The sequence below is a fragment of the Kitasatospora sp. NPDC057512 genome (assembly GCF_042802135.1).
Lineage (GTDB): Bacteria > Actinomycetota > Actinomycetes > Streptomycetales > Streptomycetaceae > Kitasatospora.
The window spans coordinates 1-5,870 of record NZ_JBHVET010000566.1; the positions used below are offsets into that span (position 1 = coordinate 1).

Here is a 5,870-nt window from a genome sequence, read left to right on the forward strand (position 1 = left end):
CGGGAGGGCGGGGCCGTCGGCGTTCCCGGGGCTCGGCGGTCAGTGGACGCAGAACTCGTTGCCCTCGGGGTCCTGCATGACGGCCCAGGCGCCGCCGGGCTCGTCGACGTGGCGGAGGACGGTGGCGCCGAGGGCGGTGAGGCGGGCGACGGTGGCCTCGCGCAGGCCCGGGCCGGGGTGGACGTCGAGGTGCAGGCGGTTCTTGCCCTGCCGGGGCTCGGGGACGGCCTGGAACAGGACGCGGCGGCCGAGGCCGGTGTCCGAGGCCGGGTCGAAGGGGTCCTCGGGGTGGCGGACGGCGGCCAGGGCGCGCCAGGCCGGGTGGCCGTCCACCTCGGTGAGGGCCTCCGGGCCGACCGCGCCGGCGGCGAGCAGCCGGGTGATCAGCGCGCCGTGGTCCTCCAGCGTGTACTCCAGGGCGGCGGCCCAGAAGGCGGCCTGGCGGTGCGGGTCGGCGCAGTCGATGACGAGCTTCCAGTGCAGCGGCATGTAACCGTTTCTACCGGTTACCCGGGGGGCGGGCAACGGCCGGCCGTCAGAAGTTGTCAAAAAGGCGCCCGTGTAGGCCAGTTGGCGGTGGGAATACTGGCTGGACGGAGAAGGGGGAGGGGACTCGACCGATGGTGCAACAGGATCCGCCGGGGGGCGTCGAGGCGCAGCTGCTGCCGGAGCTGTTCTGGACGACGGACAAGGCCTCGCTGGACGGCCAGCGGGAGACGCTGCGCTGGTACCGCGGCCTGATCGCGATGCTGGTGGTCGCCGCCGTGATCGGGTCGTTCCCCGACCCGGACGACAAGAACGCCCTCGACATCTGGCCGCTGTTCTCGGTCGCCGCCTTCCTGGTGGCCGGCTACTTCTGGTCCCGGCTGCGCCGCGGCAACCCGCAGGGCCGCTGGTACCAGGCCCGGGCGGCGGCCGAGTCGGTCAAGACGCTGGCCTGGAAGTACACCGTCCGGGCCCGGCCGTTCGACGGCGCGGCCGAGTCCGAGGACATCGACCGCGGCTACCTGCTCCAGGTCGAGGACGTGCTGCGGGCCTTCGAGGACCCGGAGATCGTGCCGCCCGGCAGCGTCGCCGAGATCACCCCGGAGATGCGCCGGCAGCGCGCCGAGAGCCTGACCGCCCGGCGCACGCTCTACCTGCGCACCCGGGTCGAGGGCCAGCGCACCTGGTACCGCTCCCGGGCCGAGGCCTGCGACTCGCAGGCGGTCTCCTGGGGGCTCGGCGTCGCGGTGCTGATCATCGTCGGTGCGGCGGCGGCCGTCGCCCAGGCCACCGGCGCGCTGCCGGTGCACGTCTTCGGCGCCACCTCGGCCGCGGCCGCGGCGATCATCGCCTGGACGCAGCTCAAGCAGCTCGGCCCGCTGGCCGCCGCCTACCAACTGGCCGCGCGGGAGCTGGAGAACGTCGGCAACCAGCTGTCCGACCTGGACCTCAAGGCGCCGGACGCCGAGGGCCGTTGGGCCCGGCTGGCCGCCGAGGCGGAGGACGCGGTCTCCCGGGAGCACACCACCTGGCGGGCCCGCCGGGCGTTCCCGCGCTGAGCCGGGGCCGCAGGACGAACGGGATCGGGATCGGGATCGGGGGAGAGTACTCGACCGGAGCGGGGACTTGGGGAGATCCGGCGAAACGCGGGGTGCGGGTGTGCGGGGTGCGTGAGAGTAGGGCGCCCAGGTGCTGGCCGTAATCGTTACGTGTCCATGCCCTGGTTTCATCGCCTGCGCGCGACCCCAGTTCCCGCCGGAGGCCCTCCTTGCGCATTCTCCTGATCGCCAGCGCGTTCAACAGCCTGACCCAGCGCGTCCACACCGGGCTGCGCGAGCGCGGCCACCAGGTCGCCGTCCAACTCGCCCTCGGTGACGAGCAGATGAGGTCGGCGGTGGTCCGCGTCGACCCCGAGCTGGTCATCTGCCCGATGCTCACCAAGGCCGTCCCGCAGGACATCTGGTCCACCCGGACCGTCCTGATCGTCCACCCGGGGCCCAAGGGCGACCGCGGCCCCTCCTCGCTCGACTGGGCGATCACCGAGGGGGCCGAGCGCTGGGGCGTCACCGTGCTGCAGGCCGTCGAGGAGATGGACGCCGGCGACATCTGGGCGTCCGTCGAGTTCCCCGTCCCGGCCTGCGGCAAGAGCGAGTTGTACCGGGGCGAGCTCGCCGACGCCGCCGTCGAGGCCGTCCTGCTGGCCGTCCAGCGGTACGAGGGCGGGCTGTTCACCCCCGAGCCGCTGGACTACGGCCGGCCGGACGTGCACGGCGAACCGCGGCCCCCGCTGCGCCAGGAGGCCCGCCGGATCGACTGGGAGCGGGACGACACCGCCACCGTGCTGCGCAGGCTGCGCGCCGCCGACTCCCAGCCCGGCGTGCTGGACGAGCTGTACGGACGGGAGTTCTTCCTGCACGGCGGCCACCCCGAGGACGAGCTGCGCGGCCCGGTGCCGGGCGCCGTGCTGGCCACCCGGGACGGCGCCATCTGCCGGGCCACCGTGGACGGCGCGGTGTGGATACCGCAGCTGCGCCCGCGTCGCACCCCCGGCGGGCCGGCCACCTTCAAGCTGCCGGCCGCCACGGTCCTCGCCGACGAGCTGTACCGGGTCCGCGAGGTGCCGGTGAGCCCGGAGCGGGCGAGCGGCCGGGACACCTGGTCGGAGCTGCGCTACCACGAGGAGGGCGAGGTCGGGTTCCTCGAATTCGCCTACGCGGGCGGGGCGATGGGCACCGACCAGTGCCGCCGGCTGCTCGCCGCCTACCGGGAGGCGGCCGAGCGGCCGACCTCGGTGCTGGTGCTCGGCGCGCCCCGGGACTTCTTCTCCAACGGGATCCACCTCAACGTCATCCAGGGCGCGGCCTTCCCGGCGCTGGAGTCCTGGGAGAACATCAACGCGATGGACGACGTCGTCGAGGCGGTGCTGACCACGACGGACAAGGTGACGGTGGCGGCCCTGGCCGGGAACGCGGCGGCCGGCGGGCTGATGGCGGCGCTCGCCGCCGACGAGGTGTGGTGCCGGGACTCGGCGGTGCTCAACCCGCACTACCGGCTGATGGGCCTGTACGGCTCCGAGTACTGGACGTACACCCTGCCCCGCCGGGTCGGCGCCGAGCAGGCCGGGCGGCTCACCGCCGAGGCGCTGCCGGTCGGCGCCGACCACGCCCGCCGGATCGGCCTGGTGGACCGTACGGTCGGCGGCGACGCGGCCGGGTTCCGCCGCTGGGTGGCCCGGGAGGCGGCCCGGATCGCCGCCTCGCCGGAGCTCACCGGGCGGCTGGTGGACAAGAAGCGCCGCCGCGCGGCCGACGAGGAGGCCAAGCCGCTGGCCGAGTACCGGGCGGAGGAACTGCGCCGGATGCACGCCAACTTCTACCGGGCGGGCGAGCCGTACCACGCGCTGCGGCGGGACTTCGTGCACAAGGTCTGCCCGGTGGCCACGCCGGAGCACGTGGCGGGGCTGCTCGGGCGGCCGGCCCAGTCGTAAGCGGTCCGGGCGGTCGTCAGCGGTCCGGGCGGTCGCAGGCGGCACGCGTGGTCGTCAGCGGCGCGCACGGTCGTCAGCGGGTCGCGCGGTCTCGCGGGGGGAGAGCGGGAGCGGGACGGGCGGCGCCCGGCCGGGGTGGGGGGCCCGGCCGGACGCCCGCTCGGGCCCCGCTCCCGTGCCCGGCGTCAGTGCCGGGCCGCCCCGCCCAGCGGCTGCCGCCGCTGCGGGACCAGCGGGCCGTCCGGGTCGCCCGGGGTGCGCGCGGCCCGCGGGGGCAGCGGGGCGGCCGGACCGGCCAGCAGGGGCTGGGAGTCGGGCCGGCTCGGGGAGACGGCGAAGGCCAGCGAGCCGAAGAAGACGTAGCAGCCGAGCCCGACCCCGAGCGGGAAGATGAACTGGAGCGCCATCACGCCGCCTTCGGTGGAGCGCGAGAAGTCCAGCTGGACGGAGAGCGCCGCCATGCCGGTGTAGTGCATCGCGCAGACCGCCACGCCCATCACCGGCGCCGCCGCCAGGACGGCGAGCGTGCCCCGGATGTTCAGCGCGGCCCAGAGCGCGGCCGTGGCCGCGACCACGGCGATGGCCACCGAGGCCGCCACCACGGTCCGGTCGTAGCCGAGCCGGCCGGGCAGGACCATCGCGGCCATGCCCAGGTAGTGCATCGCGGCGACCCCGAGGCCGGTGGTCAGCCCGCCGACCAGCAGGGCCGGGGCGCGGCGGCGCCAGTACCCGACGGTGAAGAGCCCGATGCCGACCACGGCGACGGCGACCAGCAGGCTGAGCACGGTGAGCCCGGGCCGGTAGCTGATCTCGGCGCCGGTCACGGAGAAGCCGAGCATCGCGATGAAGTGCATCGACCAGATCCCGGCGCCGAGCGAGGTGGAGGCGAACAGCAGCCAGACGACCCGGGTGCGGCCCTGGGAGACGAGCGCCCAGCGGGCGCTGCGGAGCGCGACGAAGGCGCCGAGGCAGGCGACGAAGTACGAGACCGCCGGGGTCACCCAGCCGTGGTCGGCATGGTGGATCGCACCCAAGAGAGCTCCCTGGACGAGGGTTGAGGGCACCGGGGCGCGGGCGGGCGCGGCTGGTCGGGGACGGCGCGCGGCGGACGGGCACCGGGGCGGGACGCCGGCCCGCGGGGAGGAGCCTGGCGTGTGGTGCCCCTGACAAGGGGGAGATTAGCCATCGCCCGGCAGTCGCACAATGTTCGCGTTTTTCGTGAAGTCCCAGGTCAGGATGGGCCTTTACGCGGCCTGCATGATCCCGGCACCAACCCCTGACACCGCCTGCGCACCGTCCCCGGCCGCCTTTGGTGCTTACTCCAAGGGGGCTAGTCCGAACGGGTGGCCGGCCGGATCGATCAGCACCCGCAGAGTGCGGCCGTGCTGGTAGGCGGGCTCGGTGGCGCCGAGCGCGAGGGCCTTGGCGGTGGCCTCGTCCAGGTCGTCGACGTAGAAGTCGAGGTGGAAGTGCTTGCTGCCGTCCGGCTCCGTCCACGGCTCCGGCCGGTAGCCGGTCACCCGTCCGAAGCCCAGCGGGCTGCCGCCCTCGGGGTTGTCCAGGATGGCGAAGTGGTCGTCCACGTGCCTGGTCTCCCACCCCAGCAGCTCGCCGTAGAACGAGGCCAGCGCGACCGGGTCGGCGCAGTCGATGGTGACCATGGCGAGCCGGGCGAAGCCGGTGTCGCCGGGCCCGGTCGGCCGGGGCTGCTCGGACCGTTCGGACTGCTCGGTGGCGAGGTCGGACATGGCGGTCGGCCCTTCTGGGAGTCGAGAGCTGGGGCCCATCACCAATATGGCACCGGGGTGACCCTCCGGCACGGCGGCGGAACTCATTTTCCTTAGCGAGAGTAATGACGTAAGCTAAAGAGATGCCCGAGATGTCCGAGCAGGACCTCGCAGCGATCAGTCAGCTGCGATCGTCCACGATGCGCCTCTCCCGACGACTCAAACACCAGAGGGTGGAGGAGTCGCTGAGTCCCACCGAGATGGGAGTGCTGGGCACCCTCGCCCGGTGCGGGAAGGCGACGCCGGGTGAGCTCGCCCGGAAGGAGCACGTGCAGCCTCCTTCGATGACCAGGATCGTCGCGATGCTGGAGGAGAAGGGGCTGGTGCGGCGCGAACCGCACCCCGAGGACCGCCGCCAGGTGGTCGTCAGCAGCACCGAGCAGGCCGAGACGATCCTCGCGGAGAGTCGTCGGCGCCGGAACGTCTGGCTCGCCGAGCTCGCCCAGGGGCTCGACGAGGAGGAGTGGGCCGTCCTCAGGGAGGCCGCGCCCGTGCTCTACAAGCTCGCACACCTGTAGCCGTACACCCGCGGTCCGTACGGCCGCAGCTCGTACACCTCTGAGGCACACCGACCCCGGCCGGCCGCCGGGAGAACAAGGAGCCCGCATCAC

General features: G+C 74.0%; 6 protein-coding genes. 3 read left to right on the forward strand and 3 right to left on the reverse strand.

Going from position 1 to position 5,870, the window contains the following annotated elements:
* Positions 1 to 39: 39 nt before the first annotated feature.
* A complete protein-coding gene (locus ACFU6K_RS29145) occupies positions 40 to 489 on the reverse strand; it encodes a VOC family protein (protein WP_380667991.1) in 450 nt (149 codons plus the stop codon).
* A gap of 131 nt (positions 490 to 620) precedes the next feature.
* Between ACFU6K_RS29145 and ACFU6K_RS29150 the strand changes: the two genes are divergently transcribed.
* Positions 621 to 1,544 (forward strand): DUF4231 domain-containing protein, encoded by a 924-nt coding sequence (locus ACFU6K_RS29150; protein WP_380667993.1) that lies wholly within the window; start codon positions 621 to 623, stop codon positions 1,542 to 1,544.
* 209 nt (positions 1,545 to 1,753) lie between these two features.
* Positions 1,754 to 3,472, forward strand: a complete 1,719-nt coding sequence (locus tag ACFU6K_RS29155) for a hydrogenase maturation protein (RefSeq protein WP_380667995.1) — start codon at positions 1,754 to 1,756, stop codon at positions 3,470 to 3,472.
* Positions 3,473 to 3,657: 185 nt separating this feature from the next.
* Here the strand turns inward: ACFU6K_RS29155 and ACFU6K_RS29160 are convergent, their stop codons facing one another.
* Positions 3,658 to 4,506, reverse strand: coding sequence for an MHYT domain-containing protein (locus ACFU6K_RS29160; protein WP_380667997.1), 849 nt, complete (start codon positions 4,504 to 4,506; stop codon positions 3,658 to 3,660).
* A 282-nt stretch (positions 4,507 to 4,788) separates the two neighbouring features.
* Positions 4,789 to 5,220 carry a VOC family protein gene (locus ACFU6K_RS29165; protein ID WP_380667999.1) on the reverse strand — a complete coding sequence of 144 codons (432 nt, stop codon included), beginning with the start codon at positions 5,218 to 5,220 and terminating at the stop codon, positions 4,789 to 4,791.
* A gap of 122 nt (positions 5,221 to 5,342) precedes the next feature.
* Here ACFU6K_RS29165 and ACFU6K_RS29170 point away from each other — a divergent pair, with 122 nt between their 5' ends.
* Positions 5,343 to 5,777: a MarR family winged helix-turn-helix transcriptional regulator gene (locus tag ACFU6K_RS29170; RefSeq protein WP_030235202.1), complete on the forward strand. Its 435-nt coding sequence runs from the start codon at positions 5,343 to 5,345 to the stop codon at positions 5,775 to 5,777.
* The last annotated feature ends 93 nt before the right edge of the window (positions 5,778 to 5,870 follow it).